We start from the raw sequence: 20646 nt of genomic DNA on the forward strand, positions 1-20646 counted from the left end.
GCGGCCGGCACTACCGGTCCCGGTGATGCAGGGACACCGCGGTACCCGCTATGTGGGAGGTAGTGCCGGCCGCTGGCCGGCACCGCCCTCACCAGACGGTGAACACCTGCCCGCTCTGGATGCCTTCCACGCTGCGCTGGTACGCCAGCGACGCGCGCTGCGCCGTCACCGGTTCAAAGCCCGGGAAGTACGCGCCGTAGTCATCCATCGATTCGGCCAGCACATTCGGGCTCACGGCGTTGATGCGCAGCCCCCGCGGCAGCAACTCGCAGGCGGCGGCGCGCACGAAACCTTCCAGTGCGGCGTTGGCTGCCGTGGCATTGGCGCCATCGCGGATCGGCTGGGCGCTGATGATGCCGCTGGTCAGGGTGATCGAGCCGCCGGTGTTCAGGTGATGCTGGGCGGCCAGGCTCAGCCGCACCTGGCCGAGCAGCTTGTCCTGCAGGCCGAGGTTGAAGTCGGCCGGCCGCATCTGCGCCAGCGGACCGAAGTGGACCCGGCCGGTGGTCGCGATCACGGCATCGACCTTGCCCACCTTCGCGAACAGCGCCTGCACGCTGGCATCGTCGGTCAGATCGACCTGCGCATCGCCACCATGACGGCCGGCGCGGATAACCTCATGGTGGGCGCCCAACGTGCTGGCGACGGCCTGGCCCAAGGTGCCGCTGGCACCGACAAGCAGGATCTTCATGTGCATGTCTCCCGTAAACGTAGGGGTAACGCCACGCCCTGCGTGGCTGCGCCTGGTCGTCAATCATTCGCCGCCGACAATGCCTGCCCACGCGTCGTCGCCGCGTCGATCGCGCGCGCGACCATGGTTTCAAAGCCGTCGGACTGGAAGCTCTCGATCGCGGCCTGGGTGGTGCCGTTCGGTGAGGTTACCCGACGACGCAGCTCGGCCGGGGCTTCGCCGGATTCATCGAGCATGCGCGAGGCACCGAGCAGCGTCTGCACCACCAGGGTGCGGGCCGCTTCGGCCGGCAGACCCTGGGCGATGCCGGCCGCTTCCATCGCTTCGGCCAGCAGGAACACATAGGCCGGGCCACTGCCGGAGACGGCGGTGACGGCGTCCATGCGCGCTTCGTCATCGATCCACACGGTGCGGCCGGCGCTGGCCAGCACGGTGTCGGCCTGCGCGCGCTGCGCGGCGCTGACCGTGGCGGTGGCGAACAGCCCGGTCACGCCCGCGCCGAGCAGGGCCGGCGTGTTGGGCATCGCGCGGACCACCGCCATGCCACCGTCCAGCCAACGGTCCAGCTGGCCGCTGGTGATGCCGGCCGCGATGGAGACCACCAGCGGCTGCTTGCCTTGGGCGATATCGGTCAGCGAGGCGCAGACATCACGCAGCACCTGCGGTTTGACTGCCAGCACCCAGACCGTGCCCTGCGCGGCGGCTTCGCTCGCGCTGGCGTAGGTCTTGATGCCGAATTCGGCGGTCAGCTGCTCACGCAGTTCGGTCACCGGCTCGGCCACATGGAGGCTGGCCGGGGCCACGCCCTGGCGGACCAGGCCGGCGATCAGGCTGCGGGCCATGTTGCCGCCGCCGATGAAGGTGATGGGGGACGTGCTCATGAACTCTCCTTGGAACGGGCGGGGCGCTCAGGCCGGTCGCGGGCGTGCGCCGAACAGCGCGGTGCCGATGCGGACCAGGGTGGCGCCATGGGCGATGGCCTCAGGGTAATCGCTGCTCATCCCCATCGACAGCGTATCCACCTGCGGATGCGCTGCCGCCAGCGTGGCAAACAGCGCGGCCATCCGGGTGAAGGCGGCCTGGCGACGCTCGGGATCGGGCCAAGGCGCCGGGATCGCCATCAGCCCGCGCAGGCGCAGCTGCGGCGCCGCAGCGATGGCGGCCGCGAGCGTGTCGATGTCTTCCGGCGCGCAGCCGTGCTTGCTCTCCTCGTCATCGATGTTGACCTGGATCAGCACGTTCAGCGGCGGCTGGCCGACCGGGCGGTGCGTGGCCAGTGCGGTGACCAGCTTGAGGCGGTCCACGCTCTGCACCCAGTCGAAATGGCGGGCAGCCAGCTCGGCCTTGTTGGACTGCAGATGACCGATCAGGTGCCACTCCAGGCCCAGCGGCGCCAGCGCCTCGATCTTGGCCACCGCCTCCTGCACGTAGTTCTCCCCGAAGGCTCGCTGGCCCTGCGCGGCCAGGGCCTGCACGGCCTCGGCCGGCTGCGTCTTGGAGACCGCCAGCAGGCGCGGATCTGGCCGCCCGGCGGCAGCGGCCGCGTTGTGCAGGTTCGTCAGGAGGGTCGGCAGGGCTTGGGCGGTCACGGCGGGTCCGGTGGATCAGGGGCTGGCGCGTATTGTGCACATCTCGCTCTATACTGCCGCCCGGGGAAAGAACCTTCCAGTCGCAGCAGTCATGGGGAGTAGCAGCGCATGGATATCGCCGAGCTGTTGGCGTTTTCTGTAAAGAACAAAGCGTCGGATCTTCATCTGTCGGCCGGCCTGCCGCCGATGATCCGCGTCGACGGCGATGTCCGTCGCATCAATATTCCGGCCCTGGACCACAAGCAGGTCCACGCGCTGGTGTACGACATCATGTCGGACAAGCAGCGCCGCGATTACGAAGAATTCCTCGAGGTCGATTTCTCGTTCGAGATTCCCTCGCTGGCGCGCTTCCGAGTCAATGCCTTCAATCAGAACCGCGGCGCGGGTGCGGTGTTCCGTACCATTCCCTCCGAGGTGCTCACGCTGGAAGACCTGGCCTGCCCGCCGATCTTCCGCGAGCTGATTGACCAGCCGCAGGGCCTGATCCTGGTCACCGGCCCGACCGGTTCGGGCAAGTCGACCACGCTGGCGGCGATGATCGACCACATCAACAAGAACGAATACGGCCACATCCTCACCGTCGAGGATCCGATCGAATTCGTGCACACCTCGCAGAAGTGCCTGATCAACCAGCGCGAAGTGCATCGCGACACGCACGGCTTCAACGAAGCGCTGCGTTCGGCCCTGCGTGAGGATCCGGACATCATCCTGGTCGGCGAACTGCGCGATCTGGAAACGATCCGTCTGGCGCTGACCGCGGCGGAAACCGGCCACCTGGTGTTCGGCACGCTGCACACCAGCTCGGCCGCCAAGACCATCGATCGCATCATCGACGTGTTCCCCGCCGGCGAAAAGCCGATGGTGCGCTCGATGCTGTCCGAGTCGCTGCGCGCGGTGATCTCGCAGGCGCTGCTGAAGAAGGTGGGGGGGGGGCGTACCGCCGCCTGGGAAATCATGGTCGGCACCCCGGCCATCCGCAACCTGATCCGCGAGGACAAGGTCGCGCAGATGTACTCGGCGATCCAGACCGGCCAGCAGATGGGCATGATGACCCTGGACCAGCACCTGCAGGATCTGGTCAAGCGCAGCCTGATCACCCGCAACCAGGCGCGCGAGTACGCCAAGGACAAGCGCATCTTCGAATGATGGTAGAGCCGGGCGCTGCCCGGCTTCCTGCACCGCCGGCCGTTGGCCGGCTCCCGGCAATCTTCGGAGCACACCGCAATGAACACCACCACCACCATCGACTTCACCTCGTTCCTCAAGCTGATGGCGCACCAGAAGGCGTCGGACCTGTTCATCACCGCGGGCATGCCGCCGGCGATCAAGGTCAACGGCAAGATCTCGCCGATCACCCAGACACCGCTGACGCCGCAGCAGAGCCGCGACCTGGTGTTGAATGTGATGACGCCGGCACAGCGCGAAGAGTTCGAAAAGACCCACGAGTGCAACTTCGCCATCGGCCTGTCCGGTGTCGGCCGCTTCCGCGTGAGCTGCTTCTACCAGCGCAACCAGGTCGGCATGGTGCTGCGCCGGATCGAGACGCGCATTCCCACCGTGGAAGAGCTGAGCCTGCCGCCGATCATCAAGACGCTGGCGATGACCAAGCGCGGCATCATCCTGTTCGTCGGCGCGACCGGTACCGGTAAATCGACCTCGCTGGCGGCGATGATCGGCTACCGCAACCACAACTCGACCGGGCACATCATCACCATCGAAGACCCGATCGAATTCGTTCACAAGCACGAGGGCTGCATCATCACCCAGCGCGAAGTGGGCATCGATACCGACAGCTGGGAAGCGGCGCTGAAGAACACCCTGCGCCAGGCACCGGACGTGATCATGATCGGCGAGGTGCGCACCCGCGAGGGCATGGATCACGCCATCGCCTTCGCTGAGACCGGCCACCTGGTGCTGTGCACGTTGCACGCCAACAACGCCAACCAGGCGATGGACCGCATCATCAACTTCTTCCCGGAAGACCGCCGCAACCAGTTGCTGATGGATCTCTCGCTGAACCTCAAGGGCGTGGTCGCCCAGCAGCTGATTCCCTCGCCGGATGGCAAGTCGCGCAAGGTCGCGATGGAGATCATGCTCGGCACGCCGCTGGTGCAGGATTACATCCGCGATGGCGAGATCCACAAGCTCAAGGAGGTGATGAAGGACTCCGTGCAGCTGGGCATGCGGACCTTCGATCAGAGCCTGTTCGAGCTGTATCAGGCCGGCGAGATCAGTTACGAAGACGCGCTGCGTTATGCGGATTCGCAGAACGAAGTACGCCTGCGCATCAAGCTGTCGCAGGGTGGCGATGCACGCACGCTGTCGCAGGGGCTGGACGGGGTGGAGATTTCGGAAGTCCGCTGACACAGCGGGCTTCAACAGGCGGCGCGGGGCTGGGATGGTCGCGCCGTCCTGGGCAACCGGGGTGCAGGGGCGCCGGCACCTTGCCGGTATCAACGTATCAGGTGATGGGCATATGGACATGCACGATCCGTACCGCGCGCCGGCGGCTTCCAGCGCGCAGCGTTGATCCAACAGCTGCAGCAGCGGCGATGGGTATCGATCAAGGATAAAAAGGTCACCTACGCGCTGCCGGGATGATGCGTATCTGCTTCATGCCTCGATTGATTAGCCACGCTCATGACCGAACGTACCCCACACCATCCAATCTCCGCCGCCGACAGGGCTATCGTGGCACTCCCCCATGACGCCGGTCCCACCGGCAGGAGCAGCACCATGCAGACACGTGAACTGGGCCGCAGCGGCCTGCGGGTTTCCGCCCTCGGCCTGGGCTGCATGGGGTTGAGCTACGGCTATGGCCCGGCCACCGACCGCACCGAGGCGATCGCCCTGCTGCGCGCCGCGGTCGAGCAGGGCGTGACCTTCTTCGATACGGCCGAAGCCTACGGCCCCTTCTTCAACGAGGAACTGCTGGGCGAGGCGCTCGCGCCGTTCCGCGACCAGCTGGTGATCGCCACCAAGTTCGGCTTCAAGGGTGGCCATGCCGACGCCGGTCTGGACAGTCGCCCCGAGCGTATCCGCGCGGTGGCCGAGGCCAGCCTGGCGCGGCTGAAGACCGACCGCATCGATCTGTTCTACCAGCACCGGGTGGACCCGAACGTGCCGATCGAGGACGTGGCCGGTACGGTCAAGGATCTGATCGCCGAGGGCAAGGTGAAACACTTCGGTTTGTCCGAGGCCGGCGTCGATACCATTCGCCGGGCGCACGCCGTGCAGCCGGTGGCGGCGCTGCAGAGCGAGTATTCCCTGTGGTGGCGCGAGCCGGAGCAGGCCGTGCTGCCGGTGCTGGAAGCACTGGGGATCGGCTTCGTGCCGTTCAGCCCGCTCGGCAAGGGCTTCCTGACCGGTGCGATCAACGTGGATACGCAGTTCGCGGCCGATGACTTCCGCAACAGCGTGCCGCGGTTTGCAGCGGAGGCGCGGCAAGCCAATCAGGCGTTGGTGGATCGCATCACCGCCATTGCCGCCGACAAGGGCGCGACGCCGGCCCAGATCGCCTTGGCCTGGCTACTGGCGCGCAAGCCGTGGATCGTGCCGATTCCCGGTACGACCAAGCTGCACCGTCTGACGGAGAACCTGGGCGCGGTGGCCGTGGTGTTGAGCGATGCGGAGCTGCAGCAGATCGGTGCGGCGCTGGACAGCATCGCCATCGTCGGGGATCGCTACAACGCCGAGCGGCAGAAGCTGGTCGCGCGCTGAGCGGGGCGACGGGGCGCACGACCAACGGTCGTGCGCTACCCGTCCCACGCATGTCGGGTAGGTGCCGACCGTCGGTCGGCACGCGCCTCACCCGCGAATGAACGCCAACAGATCCGCGTTGATCACGTCCGCATGCGTCGTACACATCCCGTGCGGATAGCCCTTGTAGACCTTCAACGTGCCGTGCCTGAGCAGCTTGATCGCCAGCTCTGCTGAATCGGCGATCGGCACGATCTGGTCGTCGTCGCCGTGCATCACCAGCACCGGCACGTCGATCTTCTTCAGGTCGTCGGTGAAGTCGGTTTCCGAGAAGGCCTCGATGCAGTCGTAGTGCGCGTTGATCGCGCCCATCATGCCCTGCCGCCACCAGTTGTCGACGATGCCCTGCTGTGGCGGCGTGCCCTCGCGGTTGAAGCCGTAGAAGGGAATCGGCACGTCGCGGTAGAACGCCGCACGACCCGCGACCAGTGCCTGGCGGAAGCCATCGAAAACCTCTTTCGGCGTGCCGCCCGGGTTGGCCTCGCTCTTGACCATGATCGGCGGCACCGCACCGATCAGCACGGCCTTGGCCACGCGCCCGGGTTTGGCCTGCGCCACATAGTGCGCGACTTCGCCACCGCCGGTGGAATGCCCGATGTGGATCGCATCGCGCAGGTCCAGGTGATCGGCCAGCGCGTTGACGTCGGCGGCGTAGGTGTCCATCTCATGCCCGCCGCTGGTCTGCGAGGAGCGGCCATGCCCGCGGCGGTCGTGCGCGATCACGCGGTAGCCCTGCAGCAGGAAGAACTGCAGTTGGGTATCCCAGTCATCGGCGCTGAGCGGCCAGCCGTGATGGAACACGAGGGGCTGACCCTTGCCCCAGTCTTTGTAGAAGATCTCGGTCTTGTCGGCGGTGGTGACGTAGGGCATGGCACGGAACTCCTGAGGGGGGGAGGGGCGCAGCGGGGTACCCGTGCATGCTGCGTCTACAGGGTGTTCAGGCGGGATGAAAGGGGGATGTCGATTTCGCGACCCTGGCGCAGCTGAATCAATCTCCCCAACATCTGTCACGCCGATCGTGTCTAATACCGCTCCCCACGTCACACCCCCACCCCCATGTCCCTTGATTCCCATGGCCCCGCGCCGTGCGACGACGCTGACGGCCACCTGGTCACCGCAGGCCCGCTGACCCCGCCACCGGACAGCGCCGGCACCGTGGCCGACGAGAAAGCCCTGCGCCATTCCGTGGCCGAAGACGTGCAGGGCATGGTCCTGGCGACCCTGGTCGCCTCGCTCGGCCTGGCGATCTTCGCCAAGGGTGGGCTGATGATCGGCGGCATGGCCGGGCTGGCGTTTCTGGCCCACTACGCCTTCGGCTGGAACTTCGGCCTGGTATTCGTGCTGGTCAACCTGCCGTTCTATTGGGTGGCCGTGCGCCGCATGGGCTGGGAATTCACCCTGAAGACCTTCGCGGCGGTCACCGCCTGCGGCGTGCTGACCGACCTGCTGCCGCGCTGGGCCGATTTCGCCCACATGAGCTCGCTGTACTCGGCGATCGTCGGTGGCGCACTGGCGGGTCTGGGCATCCTGTTCTACATCCGCCACCGGGCCAGCCTGGGCGGCATCGGCATCCTGGCCGTGTACCTGCAGCGCACCCGCGGCTGGAGCGCCGGCAAGGTGCAGATGTCGTTCGACACACTGCTGATGTGCGTGGCGTTCTCGGTGCTGTCCCCGTCCAAGGTGATGTACTCGGCGATTGGCGCGGTGGTGCTCAGCCTGGTGCTGATGTTCAACCACCGCCCGGGCCGCTACATGGGCGTCTGACGCCCGTTACTCGCCCTGCGGTGGCACCGCAACGACGGTCACGCCGGAGACCCAGCGGCGGCTGCGCAGGTCCAACGCGGCCGCCTGTTCACCCGGGCCGCGGTACAGCCACAGCTGGCAGCACAGGGCATGGTCGCCGGCATAGCTGCTGCGCAGGGCGATGAGCGTGGCGCTGTAGCACTGCTTCCCCGAGCGGATCACGGTGTCGGCGGCGGTATCGAAGGTATAGCTCCCCGCGCCGCGCCACGGCCAGAGGTCTGTCTCACCGGGATCGGTGCCGGCCGGGACCGGGCAGCGTCCCTGCTCATCGCCGAAATGCGCGACGCCGTCGCCATCAATGGTCAGCGCGGCCAGCAGGCGCTCGATGTGCCTGAGCAGGCGCCGGTCCGCTGCGATCGCCGTGGCGGACGCATCCAGCGGTTCGCCGTCGACATGCATCACCGGATCGGCCAGCCGATGCTCGCGGCCGTAGCGCACCTTCAACCGGGTCGTCGGACTGCGTTCGCGTGGGTCGGCCGACAACGGCCGGTTCAGCAGCAGAGTATCGCCGTAGTAGTCGCCATCGCGGTAGGCGACGTAGCTGACCCCGTCGATACGCAGCCAGTACAGGCCCTGATCGCTGCCACGCCCGCTGAGGCCGTATTGGCCCTGCGCCCAAGGGCGCTGCGGGTCCAGGCTGTCCGGCACCACGAAGCCGCGCTGCGGATCCCGCCGCAGCATGTCCACCTGCGTGTACAGGCCGGTGCCGCCGCTGTAGGCGCTCTGCACCAGGTCACGCTGGCCGTCGCCATCCAGATCGAGCAGGGAGAGCGACAGCTCGCCCATCTCCACCGGCACGCTGTGCTGGGCATCGGTCCCGCGCAGGTAGCGGGTCACCGCGTCCCAATCGGCCGGGGTGATGTTGGCCGGGCGCACCAGCGCGGGCAGCGGCGCATCGCTGTCGCCGGCCACCGGGATCTGCAGGTCGATGCCGGTTTCGTCGCGGTAGCGGGCCAGCACGGTATCGATCGGGGCCGGGTCGTCGGCCGGCACCGCGGCGATCTCCGCGCGCAGGCGCTCCAGCACACCGTCCAGGTCGCTTGCGGCAGCCAACGGGGGCAGGCTCAGGGCAGCGAGCAGCGCAGCCCGCACGACGGGGTGCGTCACTTCTGGCGCCAGGCCGGCTTGAGCGTGTCGATGCGCTTGAACACCGGGCAGTCCGGGACGTGCGCGCCGGGCAGGTAGCCCAGGCTCATCAGGAACTCGCCGGTGATCTCCCCGCCGGTGAAGCGGAAGGTCTTCTTGAACAGCTTCACCCAGCCGGCCTTGTCCAGCGGATGGTGGGCATCCAGCCAGCCGACGAAACTGCCGTGGCTGGCCCGCAGCTGCTGGATCACCTGGGCGTTGTGGACCGCTGCGTGCACCTTGAGCCGGTTGCGGATGATGCGGGCATCGTTGAGCAGGCGCTCGATCTCACGCTCGCCATAGGCGGCCACCGTGTCCACGTCGAAACCATCGTAGGCCGCACGGAAGCCCTCGCGCTTCTTCAGGATGGTCTCCCAGCTCAGGCCGGCCTGGTTGATCTCCAGGATCAGGCGCTCGAACAGTTCGCGCTCCTCACGCTGCGGGAAGCCGTACTCGTGGTCATGGTAGTGGCCGTGGACCGGATGGCCGGGGGCGATGAGGCAGTAACCGGACACGTGCAGCTCCTTGCGATGGCGGATCAGGCGCACGGGCCGGGGCACGCACGCAGGCCTGCATTATGTCAGCGCGAAAGCGCACATCACGGCCAGCGGCTAGAATGGGGCCATGTCTGAACTGTCTACTTCGCTTGCCCACCACCTGCTGGTCGCGCTGCCGTCGCTGACCGACCCCACCTTTGCCCGTACCGTGGCGCTGATCTGCCAGCACGACGAGAACGGCGCGATGGGCGTGCTGGTCAACCAGCCCTCCGAGTACACCCTCGGCGAGGTGCTGGCCCAGATGGAAATCACCACCACCAGTGACACCCTGCCTGGCCAGATCGTGCTCAACGGCGGCCCGGTGCATCCCGAGCGCGGCTTCGTGATCCATGACGATGCGCGCAACTGGGATTCCAGCCTGGCCGTGGGCGAGGGCGTGTTCCTCACCACCTCGCGCGACATCCTTGAAGCCATGGCCCGTGGCGAGGGCCCGCGCAATGCGCTGGTCACCCTGGGCTGCGCCGGCTGGAGCGAAGGGCAGCTGGAATCCGAGCTGGCCGAGAACAGCTGGCTGGCCGTGCCGGCCGACGCCGAGCTGTTGTTCAACACGCCGTTCGAACAGCGTTGGCAAGGTGCGGCGGCACGTATCGGCGTGGACCTGTTCCGCCTCACCGATTACAGCGGCCATGTCTGAGCCGGCCACGCCAGCGCCTGCTGCGGCCACGCCGCCAACCATCCGCCGTGATGGCACGGTGCTCGGCTTCGACGTCGGTTCGCGCCGCATCGGCGTGGCCATCGGCAGCTCGTTCGGCACCCATGCGCGGGCGATCGCGGTGGTCGATGTCCACGGCCATGGCCCGGACTGGACCGCGGTGGAGCGCCTGATCAAAGAGTGGCGGCCGGACGGCCTGGTGGTCGGCGATCCGCTGACCCTGGACGGCCAGGACCAGCCCAACCGCAAGCGTGCGCAGGGCTTTGCCCGCCAGCTGCGGGAACGTTTCAAACTGCCGGTGGTGCTGGTCGACGAGCGTTCCAGCTCGGTCGAGGCGGCACGCCGGTTCGCGGTCGAGCGCGCCGAAGGCCGCAAACGCCGTCGCGATGCCGCTGCACTCGATGCAGTGGCCGCGGCGGTGATCATCGAACGCTGGCTCTCCTGCCCGGATGACGCCACCCCCGTTTCCTGACCCTCAGACCCTGCCCATGACCGCCTCGCAACTCGATTCCGATGGACGCCTGCGCCACCTGCTGACCCTGGAGGGTCTGCCCCGCGAAACCCTGCTGCAGCTGCTCGACCGCGCCGGCCAGATCCGCGACGCGGCTGTCGGCCGGGTCGGCAACAAGCGTCATGTGCTCGGTGGCTCGGCGGTCTGCACGCTGTTCTTCGAACCGTCCACGCGCACCCGCAGCTCGTTCCAGCTGGCCGCGCAGCGGCTGGGCGCGGACGTGCTGAACTTCGACGCCTCCACGTCCTCCACCCGCAAGGGCGAGACCGCCTGTGACACGCTGAAGAACCTGGAAGCCATGGGCGTGCGCGGCTTCGTGGTGCGGCATCCCGATGATGGCGCGGTGGCAGCGCTGGCCGCGGTGGCGGGCGAGGGTACCGCCCTGGTCAACGCCGGTGACGGGCGCAGCTCGCACCCGACCCAGGGCCTGCTGGACATGCTGACCCTGCGCCAGGCCAAGGGCAGCGATTTCTCGAAAATGAAGGTGATCATCGTCGGCGACGTGAAACACTCGCGCGTGGCCCGCACCGACCTGCATGCCCTGCGCACGCTGGGCGTCGGCGAGATCCGCGTGTGCGGCCCGCAGTCGCTGTTGCCGGACGATGACACCCTCAAGGGCTGCATCGTTGGCGATGATTTCGACGCCATGCTGGAAGGCGCCGATGCGTTGATGATGCTGCGCCTGCAGCGCGAGCGCATGGAGGAAGGCCTGGTGCCCTCGCTGGAGCAGTACCACGCGCAGTACGGCCTGGATGCCGCGCGCTTGAAGCGTGCCGGCACCGACGCCGCCGTGTTGCACCCGGGCCCGATCAACCGCGGCGTGGAAGTGACCGACGAGGTGGCCGACGGCCCGCAGTCGTGGGTACTGCGCCAGGTCGCCAACGGCGTCGCCGTGCGCATGGCGGTGTTGGAGACGTTGCTGGGGTGAGCGTCAAGGGTATCGAACCGCATGCGAACCCATGACCGGTAGTGCCGGCCGCTGGCCGGCTCCGCAGAAATTCCGCCAGCGCGCTGGGTAGTGCCGGCCGCTGGCCGGCTCCGCAGAAATTCCCCCCAGCGCACAGGGTAGTGCCGGCCGCTGGCCGGCTCCGCAGAAATCCCCCAGCGCGCTGGGTAGTGCCGGCCGCTGGCCGGCTCTGCAGCATGCATCGGCAGCCGCCCAGTGGCCGGCACTACCGGTCATCTGGCCAAAGGGTCCATGCGTACGGGTAGTCTCCGATCTGCCCTGACAGACCTGCACGGATCGGATTGCCGAGGATGTACAGCGCATGCCGATGCAGCGACTCGTCGGAACGCACGGCGTGATCGTGGTAACCGGCTTGCCACAACGCACCACCACGACCCTGAGATCGATTGATCGCCAACGCAGTCGATGATTTGAAGCGTCGAGCGATATCGGCCAGTGGCTTCGTTTCCAGTTCCACCATCCAGTGCAGATGGTCGGGCATGACCACCCAGGCAAGGGATCGTACGTATCCACGTTCGTCCATTTCCTTCAGGTGCGACATGGCAATTGCGCAGACGTCGGGATCGACAAACCAGCGCTTGCGGTTATGGCAGACCATGGTCAGGACGTAGGTCTGCCCTGGAATCGAACAGCGCCCCACGCGTAGTCGAGAAGAACTCATGGCGCATCGTGAGTGATCCCGCAGCCCCCTGGTATCGGCCAACGGCGCAGACCGTTATGGCGAAAAAGCCAAATAAGGTAGTGCCGGCCGCTGGCCGGCTTCACGAAGCGCGGGCGATCGATGACGGTTTGCTGCAGAGCCGGCCAGCGGCCGGCACTACCGGGACCTCTGCAGAGCCGGCCAGCGGCCGGAACTACCGGGACCTCTGCAGAGCCGGCCAGCGGCCGGCACTACCGGGACCTCTGCAGAGCCGGCCAGCGGCCGGCACTACCGATCGTGGCCACCCGTCAAGCGTCGCGGCCACCGTGATCCATCAACGGTTCTGCGCGAACATCCACGCCCACATCGCCGCATCGGCATAGGTGGCGTCCCAGGCGTTGTGGTTGCCTTCGGGGTACTCGGTGTAGCGCACGTCCTTCGCACCGGCCTGCTGGAACGCGGCGTGCAGCTTGCGGTCGTCATCCGGCGGTACCAGGTCGTCCAGCGCGCCATGGAACATCCAGATCGGGACGTTGCGCAGGCGCTGGGCAATGGCGGCGTACGGGTCGCGCTGGCCGGCCACGGCCTCCACCTGCAGGTCCGGGCGGCTCTGGTGCGGGGACAGCACCGCGCCGCAGACCGGCACGATGGCGGCGAAGCGGGTCGGTTCGGCCAGCGCGATGTTCCAGCTGCCGTAGCCGCCCATCGACATCCCGGTCAGGTACTGCCGCTGCGGGTCGGCCCCAAACTCGGCGATGGCGGCATCCAGTGCAGCCAGCGCGATGCGGTTGTTCTCGCCCGACCATTCCTGGTCATCCGGCGTCTGCGGCAACACCACCAGCGCGGGGAAGGTGGAGGTGTGCTGGCGCAGGTAGGGCCCAAGCCCGGCCTGGGTCTGGCGGCGGCCGTCGCGGCCACGCTCACCGGAGCCATGCAGGAACAGGATGACCGGCAATTGGCCGCGTGAGGCGGCGGCGTTGCGCGGCACGAACACCTGGTAATACGCGGTATGGCCATCCACCTTGACCGCACGGCCGACGAACTGGCCACCGGAGGCCGCCGGGGTGCTCGCGCAGCCGGCCACCGTCATCATCGCCACTGCCCAGAGCAGCCATCCACTCCAACGTCGTGCCATTGTCGTGCCTTGATTGAAATCGTTTTCAGTCTAGGCCCGGTGGCGCGCCGGAGCATCTTGCAGTGCATCAGTGCGGGCGCGGGGCCGCAGCCAGGATGTCCAGCTGTTCGATCGCCTCGGGGTGACCGTCGGCGGCGGCCGCCTGCACCTCCGCCAGACTGGGGTGGACCACCAGCAGGATCGGGTTCTCGCACTGCGGGCAGTCGAACTGCGCTTCGTCTTCGTGCAGTTCCATCGGCATCTGCCGCGCGCTGCCCTGCCATTCGCAGGCGGCGCAGGTATACGTCGCGTCGCGCCAGCCGGGCTGGAAGTAGTTGTCGAGCGTCAGGGCCATGCGGTGTCCAGGGTCAGTGCAGCAGGATCAGGCTGGCCAGGCCGAGGAAGCTGAAGAAGCCCATGACATCGGTGACAGCGGTCACCACCACGGTACCGGCCACGGCCGGGTCCACGTTCATGCGCTTGAGCAGCAGCGGCAGCAGCACACCGGCCAGGGCCGCGGCGCAGAAGTTGATGATCAGCGCCAGGGTGATCACCAGCGACAGCAGGAAGCTGTGGAACCAGAGGTAGGCGATGATGCCGACCACGGTGCCGATCAGGGTGCCGTTGATCAAGGCCACACGTGATTCCTTCCACAGCAGGATGCGCGCGTTGCTCTGGCCGACCTGGCCCAGCGCGATGCCGCGCACCATCAGGGTCAGCACCTGCACGGCGGCATTGCCGCCCACGCCGGCCACGATCGGCATCAGCACGGCCAGCGCCACCACCTTCTGCAGGGTCAGCTCGAACTGGCCGATCACGCTGGCTGCCAGGAACGCGGTGCACAGGTTGATGCCCAGCCAGACCACGCGGCCGCGTACGGCGCGCTTGATCGGCGAGAAAAGATCTTCCTCTTCGTCCAGACCGGCGGCGCCCAGCGCCTGGTGCTCGGCCTGCGACCGGATGATGTCGACCACGTCATCGATGGTGATGCGGCCGAGCAGGATGTTGTTGTCGTCCACCACCGGAGCGGACACCCAGTCATGATCGGAGAACTGGCGCGCGACTTCATCGGCGCTCTCGCCGACATCGATCGCCGGCTGCTCGTCATCGATCAGGCGGTTGATCGGCGTGTTGTCCTCGTGCGTCACCAGCGCGGCCAGCGACAGGCGGCCCAGGTACTGGTGGCGGCGACTGACCACGAACAGGTGATCGGTGTGGTCGGGCAGTTCGCCGCGCAGGCGCAGGTAGCGCAGCACCACATCGACATTGACGTCGGCGCGCACGGTCACCACGTCCGGGTTCATCAGGCGGCCGGCGCTGTCCTCGGGATAGGACAGCACCTGCTCAAGCCGCTCGCGGTTCTCGCGGTCCATCGACTTGAGCACTTCATCGATGACCGTGTCCGGCAGGTCTTCGACCAGGTCGGCCAGGTCATCGATGTCCAGATCTTCGACCGCGGCGATGATCTCGTCCGGGTCCATGTCGGCCAGCAGGCTTTCGCGCACTTCCTCGCCGACGTGGACCAGTACCTCGCCGTCGTCTTCCGGATCCACCAGGCCCCAGACGATCTCACGCTTGCCCGGCGGCAGCGATTCGAGCAGGTTGCCGATTTCCGCCGGCGCCAGGGTATTGACCAACCGACGGACCGGACCCAGCCGCCCGCTGTCCAGTGCATCGGACAACAGCCGCAGCTGGCGCGCCGTCTTGTCGTGGCGTACGGCTTCGGCCATGCGCAGCTCCTGCGGAAAAAGAAAAAGGCCGCTATCCGGTAGAGGATGCGGCATGGGCGGTGGTCACCGCGTCATTATCGCGTGCTTGTGTGTCAATCGGGTAGCGCGCAGACGGCGATGCGCGTGGGACGCACGCATTCAACGACGGTAGTGCCGGCCGCTGGCCGGCCACAACCCAAACCCATCCCAAGGGTAAAGCGGAGCCGGCCCCCGGCCCGCCCAACCGGGCCTTTTCGATCCAGCGTTCAATGCCGCGGCGGTCGCGTGCCTGCAGCAGCTTGGGCGCCATCGCCTGCAGCACCGACAGATCGCTGTCGCGCACCGCACGGCGCACTTCCAGCAGGGTGCCGGGGTGCAGGCTGAATTCCGTCAGCCCCAGCGCCAGCAGCAGACGGGTCATCAGCGGGTCGCCGGCGATCTCGCCGCAGACCGCCACCGGAATGTTGTACGCCTGGCCGGTGCGCAGGATGTGCGCGAGCAGGCGCACCACCGCCGGGTGCAGCGGGGAGTACAGCTCGCCGACCGCCTCGTTGTTGCGGTCGGCGGCAAGCAGGTACTGGACCAGATCGTTGGTGCCGATCGAGAGGAAGTCGACCAGATCGATGAAGCTCTCCAGCGCGATCGCGGCGGCCGGTACTTCGATCATCGCGCCGAACGGGATGTGCTCGGCCACTTCATGGCCTTCCGCGCGCAGCAGTTCGGCCTGCTTGGCCAGGCGCCGGCGGACCGCGAGGATTTCCTCGCGGGTGCTCACCATCGGGATCAGGATGCGCAGCTTGCCGTAGGCCGAGGCGCGCAGGATCGCGCGCAGCTGGGTGTCGGCCACTTTCGGCCGCGCCAGCGACAGGCGCACGCCACGCAGGCCCAGGGCCGGGTTTTCTTCGTTGCTCAGGGTCAGCCCGGTGCGGTCGGCCTTGTCCGCGCCCAGGTCCAGGGTGCGGATGGTGACCGGCCGCCCGCTCATGCCGAGGGCGGCATCGCGGTAGGTCTCGAACTGCTCCTGCTCGTCCGGCAGCTCGTTGCGCTGCAGGAACAGGAATTCGGTGCGGTACAGGCCCAGCCCGTGCGCGCCCAGCGCATGCGCCTGGGTCACGTCTTCACTGGACTCGGCATTGGCGAGCAGGGCGATATCGACGTTGTCGCGGGTGCGGCTGGGTTTGGTGCGCAGGCGCCCGAGTTCGCGCTGCTCGCGCGCGTGCTCGCGCAGGCGCACGCGGTAGTCGCGCAGGTCCTGTGCCTGGGGGTTGATGGTGACCGTGCCATCGCTGCCGTCCATGATCAGCACGTCGCCGTCGGCCACCTTCTGCAGCACGTTCGGGACGTTGACGATCAACGGCAGGTGCAGGCTGCGCGCCAGGATCGCGCTGTGCGAGAGCGCGCTGCCCCCGGCGGTGACGATGCCGACCACGCCGTGGGCCTGCAGCTGGGCCAGCTCGGAGGGGGCGATGTTGTCGCAGATCAGGATCTCGCCGGCCATGCCTTTGACGTCCGGCGGGCGCTTCTGCAGGAAGGCATGGATGCGCCCGATCACATGGTCCAGATCGTCCATGCGGCTCTTCAGGTAGGCATCGTCCATGCCATCGAAGACCTTGGCCAGGCGGTCGCGCTGCACGCGCAAGGCGTAGCCGGCGCTGTAGGGGCCACTGCGGATCAGTTCGTCCAGGCCGAACAGCAGCTCGGGGTCATCGAGCAGCAGGGCATGCAGATCGAGGAATTCGCCGACCTCCTGGTTGAGCGCGCCATGCAGGCGCTGGCGCAGCTCGTGCATTTCGCCCCGGGCCGCTTCCACGGCCACGTGCAGGCGCTCCAGCTCGGCTTCGATCTTGGCCGGCGCAATGCGCTGCTCGGCCACTTCCAGGGCATGCGGCAGGCGCACCCGGGCACGGCCCAGGGCGTTACCGCGCGAGGCACCGTGGCCGGACAACAGCATCGCCCCGGACGCGGTCCGGGCCGGTGCGGAGGATCCCGATCGCGGCTGCCCCCCCATGCTCAGTTGTCCTCGTCGAAACGCCGCTCGAACAGGGCGACCACCGCGTCCATCGCGGCGACTTCGTCTTCGCCCTCGATGCGCACGGTGACCGGGGTGCCCTGGCCGGCGGCCAGCAGCATGACGCCCATGATGCTCTTGGCATTGATCTCACGGCCCTTGGCGGCCATGGTCACGTTGCAGCGGAAGGGCGCCAGCTCCTGCACCAGCTTGGCAGTGGCGCGGGCATGCAGGCCCAGGCGGTTGGAAACAGTGAGTTCACGTTCAAGCATCGTCGACAATCGCTCCATTGCGAGTGCCTGCCGCGGCTGTGGCAGGCAGTTGATCCAGTCCCTGTTCCGGATAATTCATCACCCGCATCAACATCGGCAGGCTCAGCGCCGAAACCCGGCGTGCCGGGGTGCCCAGACGAGCCAGTTGCCCGGCCAGATTGCTGGGGCTGGCGCCGTACAGGTCGGTCAGGATCAGCACGCCCTGGCCACTGTCCACCCGGCGCAAAGCGGCCGAGGCGAGCGGGAGCAGGACGTCCATATCTGCGTCGAACGGTACTTCGAAAGCTTCGGTCTTCAGCGGCAGGTGCCGCAGCAGACGGGTCGCCACGTCCAGCAGGGCCGTGCCGACACCGGGATGAGTTACGAGGAGAATGCCACAGGTCATTCCCGAACGTTAACAGGTCAACATGAATTGGCGATAGCACGCGTGAAAGACTGCTGTGTTCCGCGGTTCAGCGTGTCGATGACCTGTCCCCGCCCGGAGCCGGACAAGGCAACGCGGTGCCGTCGCTTCGTGGGCCGGGCGGGCATGGCGCCACGCCCGATCCCCCGGGCTGCCGGCCACTGCCGGCAGTCCCGTTTTCAGTCCAGTTCGCGGTGGAAGGTGGCCACTTCGAGCCAGCCCTGATCGCGGGCATGGCGGGCCATGCGCTCGGCCATGTACACCGAGCGGTGCTTGCCGCCGGTGCAGCCGAAGGCGACGGTCACATAGCTGCGGGTGTCATTGCCCAGCCGCGGCAGCCAGGTGTCGAGGAAATCGACCAGCTGGCCCGCATAGCGCTGCACATCGGGTTGTTCGTCCAGATGCTCGCGCACCCCGGCATCGCGGCCGGACAGCGGGCGTAGCTCCGGATCCCAATGCGGATTGGGCAGCACGCGCACGTCGAACACGAAGTCCGCTTCGGCCGGCACGCCGCGCTTGTAGGCGAACGATTCGAACAGCAGCGAGAGTTTGTTGCCATGGGCCAGCGCGAACTCGGTCACCACCTTGCGGCGCAGCTGGTGCACGTTGAGATGGCTGGTATCGATCACCGCATCGGCGGCGGCGCGCAGCGGCGCGGTGAGTTCGCGCTCGCGGGCGATCGCTTCGGGCAGCGACAGCCCGAGCTGGCTCAGCGGATGTCGGCGACGGGTGTCGGCGTAGCGCTTGAGCAGGGTTTCATCGGTGGCATCGAAGAACAGCAGCTGCGCATCCAGGCCGGCGGCCTTGGCATCCTCGCGCCAGTGCGAGAGCTGGGTCAGGTCACTCTGCGCACGCACGTCGATGCCGACCGCCAGCCGGCGCGGGGCCTCGCGGCCGGGATCGCCGAGCAGGCTGCGCACGAAATCCGGCAGCAGGTCGATCGGCAGGTTGTCCGAGCAGTAGTAATCGAGGTCTTCGAAGGTCTTCAGCGCGACCGTCTTGCCGGACCCGGACAGCCCACTGACGATGATCAGGGTGGCGGCGGTCGGGGCGGAGGCGGGGGCGGGTGTGGTCATGGCGTGCGGCGTTCCAACATGTTGCTGTGGCGGGCGATGAACATCGCGGCCGGGTCGATGCCCTTGGTCCGCAGGATGTGCAGGCGCGTGGCGGCTTCGGTCAGCACGGCCAGGTTGCGGCCGGGCATCACCGGCAGGGTGATCAGCGGCACATCCAGGTCCAGCACGTGGCGGGTACCCGAGTCGCCGGTGAGGCGTTCATAGCCGTAGGGGGTGGGCTCGGTCATCGGCTTGGTCAGGTGGACGATCAGCCGAAGGTACTTGTTCTTCTTTACCGCCGTGTCACCGAACATCTCGCGCACGTTGAGCACGCCCAGGCCGCGGACTTCCAGCAGGTCCTGCAGCAGCTCCGGGCAGGTGCCGTCGAGCACGTCCGGGGCGATCTGGGTGAACTCAGGGGCATCGTCGGCGACCAGCCGGTGGCCGCGGCTGAGCAGCTCCAGCGCCAGCTCGCTCTTGCCCGAGCCGGCTTCACCGGTGATCAGTACGCCGATGGAGTAGATCTCCATGAACACGCCATGCAGGATCACCCGCGGCGCCAGCGTGCGCGCGAGGTGGTAGGACAGGTGGTTGAGCAGTTCGTGGCCGCGTTTGGGCGAAATCCACAGCGGGGTCTGCGATTCGTCCGCGGCCGCGCGCAGGTCCTCCGGGCAGGACTGGTTGCGGGTGATCACCAGCGCCAGCGGATGGGACTGCATGATCCGCTCGATGGTCTCCCAGCGTTGGCGTGAGTCCAGCGAGTCCAGCCAGGACAGTTCCTCGGTGCCCAGGATCTGCACCTTGTTGGGGTAGATCGCGTTGAGGTAGCCGGCCAGCGAAGGACGACGGGAGACCTTGTTGCCGGCCTCCAGCTCACGGCGCTCGCCCTGCTGGCCGGCGACCCAGCGCAGGCTCAGGCGGTCACGCTGCTGTTCGAACAGTTCGCGCGCGGTGATGCTGGTATTCATGCGGCACTCGCCGGCGGGGGGAATTCGATGACCCGACGCAGCTCGTCGCCGTCGCGCGCTTCGCGCAGCGCCTGGCGGATGGCCGGTTCGGAGAACAGCTCGGCCAGCTCGGAGAGCAGCATCAGGTGTTGATGGGTGTAGTGCGCAGGCACGGCAATCGCGAAGACCAGGTCGACCGGTTCATCGCCGCCGAATTCCACCGGCGATTCCAGCCGCAGCAGGGCGCCGCGGGGGCGTTCAAGCAGGGGGGCACGGCCGTGGGGAATGGCGATGCCGTGGCCGATCGCGGTGCTGCCCAGCGTCTCGCGCTGGCACAGGTTCTGGTACAGCAGCTCGGCGTTGGCTTCGCGGCAGGCCAGCAGGCGGGCTGCGGCCTTCAGCACGCTGTCGCGATCGGCGGCCGGGAGCACTTGCGTGCGGACGGCCGCCAGAAGATCAGTCAGAGGCATGTCGGGGTGGAAACGAGGGCATCAGCCCTCATTGTCGCCCACCGGCAGCGGTTGCGGTGCGTGCTGCTGCTTTTTCTCTTTGTGCTTGATGACCAGGCGGTCAAGCTTGTCGGCCAGGATGTCGATCGCGGCGTACATGGTGGGGCCGCTGGCGTCCGCGTGCAGAGTCTGCCCGGGAACATTCACACTCGCATCGGCATGGTGCTCCGGCTTGCGGATCGACAGTTGCACGCGAACCTCGCAGTGCTGGTCGAAGTGCTTCCTCAGCCGTTCCAGCTTGGTCTCCACGTACTCGTTCAGAGCCGGGGTGATCTCAAGGTGGTCCTTGCCAAACGTCTCGATGTGCATCGGGTTTCTCCTTTGTTCGGATGTGC

General features: G+C 67.4%; 23 protein-coding genes and 1 pseudogene. 7 read left to right on the forward strand and 17 right to left on the reverse strand.

The features are described from left to right. Nucleotides 1–88 precede the first annotated feature (88 nt). The 3 genes from ABE422_RS17695 to ABE422_RS17705 are packed head-to-tail and all read right to left on the reverse strand — an operon-like array spanning nt 89 to nt 2280. A complete protein-coding gene (locus tag ABE422_RS17695) occupies nt 89–691 on the reverse strand; it encodes a short chain dehydrogenase (protein ID WP_313212132.1) in 603 nt (200 codons plus the stop codon). Nucleotides 692–750: 59 nt separating this feature from the next. Next, nucleotides 751–1572, reverse strand: coding sequence for a pyrroline-5-carboxylate reductase (proC, locus tag ABE422_RS17700; protein WP_346483426.1), 822 nt, complete (start codon nt 1570–1572; stop codon nt 751–753). A gap of 27 nt (nt 1573–1599) precedes the next feature. After that, nucleotides 1600–2280, reverse strand: coding sequence for a YggS family pyridoxal phosphate-dependent enzyme (locus tag ABE422_RS17705; RefSeq protein WP_313212134.1), 681 nt, complete (start codon nt 2278–2280; stop codon nt 1600–1602). 108 nt (nt 2281–2388) lie between these two features. Between ABE422_RS17705 and ABE422_RS17710 the strand changes: the two genes are divergently transcribed. The 3 genes from ABE422_RS17710 to ABE422_RS17720 all read left to right on the forward strand — a co-directional run bounded on the left by ABE422_RS17710 (nt 2389) and on the right by ABE422_RS17720 (nt 6000). Beyond that, nucleotides 2389–3426, forward strand: coding sequence for a type IV pilus twitching motility protein PilT (locus ABE422_RS17710; protein ID WP_019185385.1), 1038 nt, complete (start codon nt 2389–2391; stop codon nt 3424–3426). Nucleotides 3427–3504: 78 nt separating this feature from the next. Continuing rightward, nucleotides 3505–4644 (forward strand): PilT/PilU family type 4a pilus ATPase, encoded by a 1140-nt coding sequence (locus tag ABE422_RS17715; RefSeq protein WP_313212136.1) that lies wholly within the window; start codon nt 3505–3507, stop codon nt 4642–4644. 372 nt (nt 4645–5016) lie between these two features. Further along, on the forward strand, nt 5017–6000 hold the full coding sequence (locus ABE422_RS17720) for an aldo/keto reductase (protein ID WP_346483427.1): 984 nt from the start codon (nt 5017–5019) through the stop codon (nt 5998–6000). Between the two features lie 87 nt (nt 6001–6087). On the opposite strand, the gene ABE422_RS17725 is transcribed toward ABE422_RS17720, so the two are convergent. Beyond that, nucleotides 6088–6909, reverse strand: coding sequence for an alpha/beta hydrolase (locus tag ABE422_RS17725; RefSeq protein WP_346483428.1), 822 nt, complete (start codon nt 6907–6909; stop codon nt 6088–6090). A 186-nt stretch (nt 6910–7095) separates the two neighbouring features. Between ABE422_RS17725 and ABE422_RS17730 the strand changes: the two genes are divergently transcribed. Further along, nucleotides 7096–7803: a YitT family protein gene (locus tag ABE422_RS17730; RefSeq protein ID WP_179460934.1), complete on the forward strand. Its 708-nt coding sequence runs from the start codon at nt 7096–7098 to the stop codon at nt 7801–7803. 6 nt (nt 7804–7809) lie between these two features. Here the strand turns inward: ABE422_RS17730 and ABE422_RS17735 are convergent, their stop codons facing one another. Both ABE422_RS17735 and ABE422_RS17740 read right to left on the reverse strand, forming a co-directional pair. Further along, nucleotides 7810–8949: a hypothetical protein gene (locus ABE422_RS17735; protein ID WP_346483429.1), complete on the reverse strand. Its 1140-nt coding sequence runs from the start codon at nt 8947–8949 to the stop codon at nt 7810–7812. Further along, nucleotides 8946–9482, reverse strand: coding sequence for a DNA-3-methyladenine glycosylase I (locus ABE422_RS17740; RefSeq protein ID WP_346483433.1), 537 nt, complete (start codon nt 9480–9482; stop codon nt 8946–8948). The genes ABE422_RS17735 and ABE422_RS17740 overlap by 4 nt, the downstream gene beginning before the upstream one ends. Before the next feature lie 109 nt (nt 9483–9591). Between ABE422_RS17740 and ABE422_RS17745 the strand changes: the two genes are divergently transcribed. Genes ABE422_RS17745 through ABE422_RS17755 form a run of 3 tightly spaced genes read left to right on the forward strand, consistent with a single transcriptional unit; the run spans nt 9592 to nt 11615 of the window. Beyond that, nucleotides 9592–10158, forward strand: coding sequence for a YqgE/AlgH family protein (locus tag ABE422_RS17745; protein WP_313212141.1), 567 nt, complete (start codon nt 9592–9594; stop codon nt 10156–10158). Then, entirely contained in the window at nt 10151–10648 is a 498-nt protein-coding gene (gene ruvX, locus ABE422_RS17750) for a Holliday junction resolvase RuvX (RefSeq protein ID WP_313212142.1), read from the forward strand. Before ABE422_RS17745 ends, ruvX begins: the two co-directional genes overlap by 8 nt. A 16-nt stretch (nt 10649–10664) precedes the next feature. Further along, a complete protein-coding gene (locus ABE422_RS17755) occupies nt 10665–11615 on the forward strand; it encodes an aspartate carbamoyltransferase catalytic subunit (protein WP_313212143.1) in 951 nt (316 codons plus the stop codon). 244 nt (nt 11616–11859) lie between these two features. Here ABE422_RS17755 and ABE422_RS17760 read toward each other — a convergent pair whose 3' ends face one another. The 11 genes and pseudogenes from ABE422_RS17760 to raiA form a co-directional block, all read right to left on the reverse strand. Next, nucleotides 11860–12315: a transposase gene (locus ABE422_RS17760; RefSeq protein WP_313212870.1), complete on the reverse strand. Its 456-nt coding sequence runs from the start codon at nt 12313–12315 to the stop codon at nt 11860–11862. Nucleotides 12316–12628: 313 nt separating this feature from the next. Continuing rightward, on the reverse strand, nt 12629–13429 hold the full coding sequence (locus tag ABE422_RS17765; RefSeq protein WP_346483430.1) for a prolyl oligopeptidase family serine peptidase: 801 nt from the start codon (nt 13427–13429) through the stop codon (nt 12629–12631). A gap of 67 nt (nt 13430–13496) precedes the next feature. Continuing rightward, nucleotides 13497–13763, reverse strand: coding sequence for a hypothetical protein (locus ABE422_RS17770; RefSeq protein WP_346483431.1), 267 nt, complete (start codon nt 13761–13763; stop codon nt 13497–13499). A 13-nt stretch (nt 13764–13776) separates the two neighbouring features. Next, a complete protein-coding gene (mgtE, locus tag ABE422_RS17775; protein WP_123728558.1) occupies nt 13777–15138 on the reverse strand; it encodes a magnesium transporter in 1362 nt (453 codons plus the stop codon). Nucleotides 15139–15373: 235 nt separating this feature from the next. Beyond that, nucleotides 15374–17068, reverse strand: a pseudogene (ptsP, locus tag ABE422_RS17780) (phosphoenolpyruvate--protein phosphotransferase); the annotation flags it as partial. A 59-nt stretch (nt 17069–17127) separates the two neighbouring features. Next, nucleotides 17128–17397 carry an HPr family phosphocarrier protein gene (locus ABE422_RS17785; RefSeq protein ID WP_121043139.1) on the reverse strand — a complete coding sequence of 90 codons (270 nt, stop codon included), beginning with the start codon at nt 17395–17397 and terminating at the stop codon, nt 17128–17130. Then, nucleotides 17390–17782 carry a PTS sugar transporter subunit IIA gene (locus ABE422_RS17790; protein ID WP_019185401.1) on the reverse strand — a complete coding sequence of 131 codons (393 nt, stop codon included), beginning with the start codon at nt 17780–17782 and terminating at the stop codon, nt 17390–17392. The genes ABE422_RS17785 and ABE422_RS17790 overlap by 8 nt, the downstream gene beginning before the upstream one ends. Nucleotides 17783–17979: 197 nt before the next feature. Then, the gene (rapZ, locus tag ABE422_RS17795; RefSeq protein ID WP_313212881.1) at nt 17980–18876 is read right to left on the reverse strand and encodes an RNase adapter RapZ; all 897 of its coding nucleotides are present in this window, start codon (nt 18874–18876) and stop codon (nt 17980–17982) included. Further along, nucleotides 18873–19823: an HPr(Ser) kinase/phosphatase gene (gene hprK, locus ABE422_RS17800; protein WP_019185403.1), complete on the reverse strand. Its 951-nt coding sequence runs from the start codon at nt 19821–19823 to the stop codon at nt 18873–18875. The genes rapZ and hprK overlap by 4 nt, the downstream gene beginning before the upstream one ends. Next, entirely contained in the window at nt 19820–20272 is a 453-nt protein-coding gene (locus tag ABE422_RS17805; protein ID WP_121043141.1) for a PTS sugar transporter subunit IIA, read from the reverse strand. The genes hprK and ABE422_RS17805 overlap by 4 nt, the downstream gene beginning before the upstream one ends. A 21-nt stretch (nt 20273–20293) precedes the next feature. Beyond that, nucleotides 20294–20620, reverse strand: coding sequence for a ribosome-associated translation inhibitor RaiA (raiA, locus tag ABE422_RS17810; protein WP_046274055.1), 327 nt, complete (start codon nt 20618–20620; stop codon nt 20294–20296). Nucleotides 20621–20646: the final 26 nt, after the last annotated feature.

This window comes from Stenotrophomonas sp. TWI1151 (genome assembly GCF_039673135.1).
Lineage (GTDB): Bacteria > Pseudomonadota > Gammaproteobacteria > Xanthomonadales > Xanthomonadaceae > Stenotrophomonas.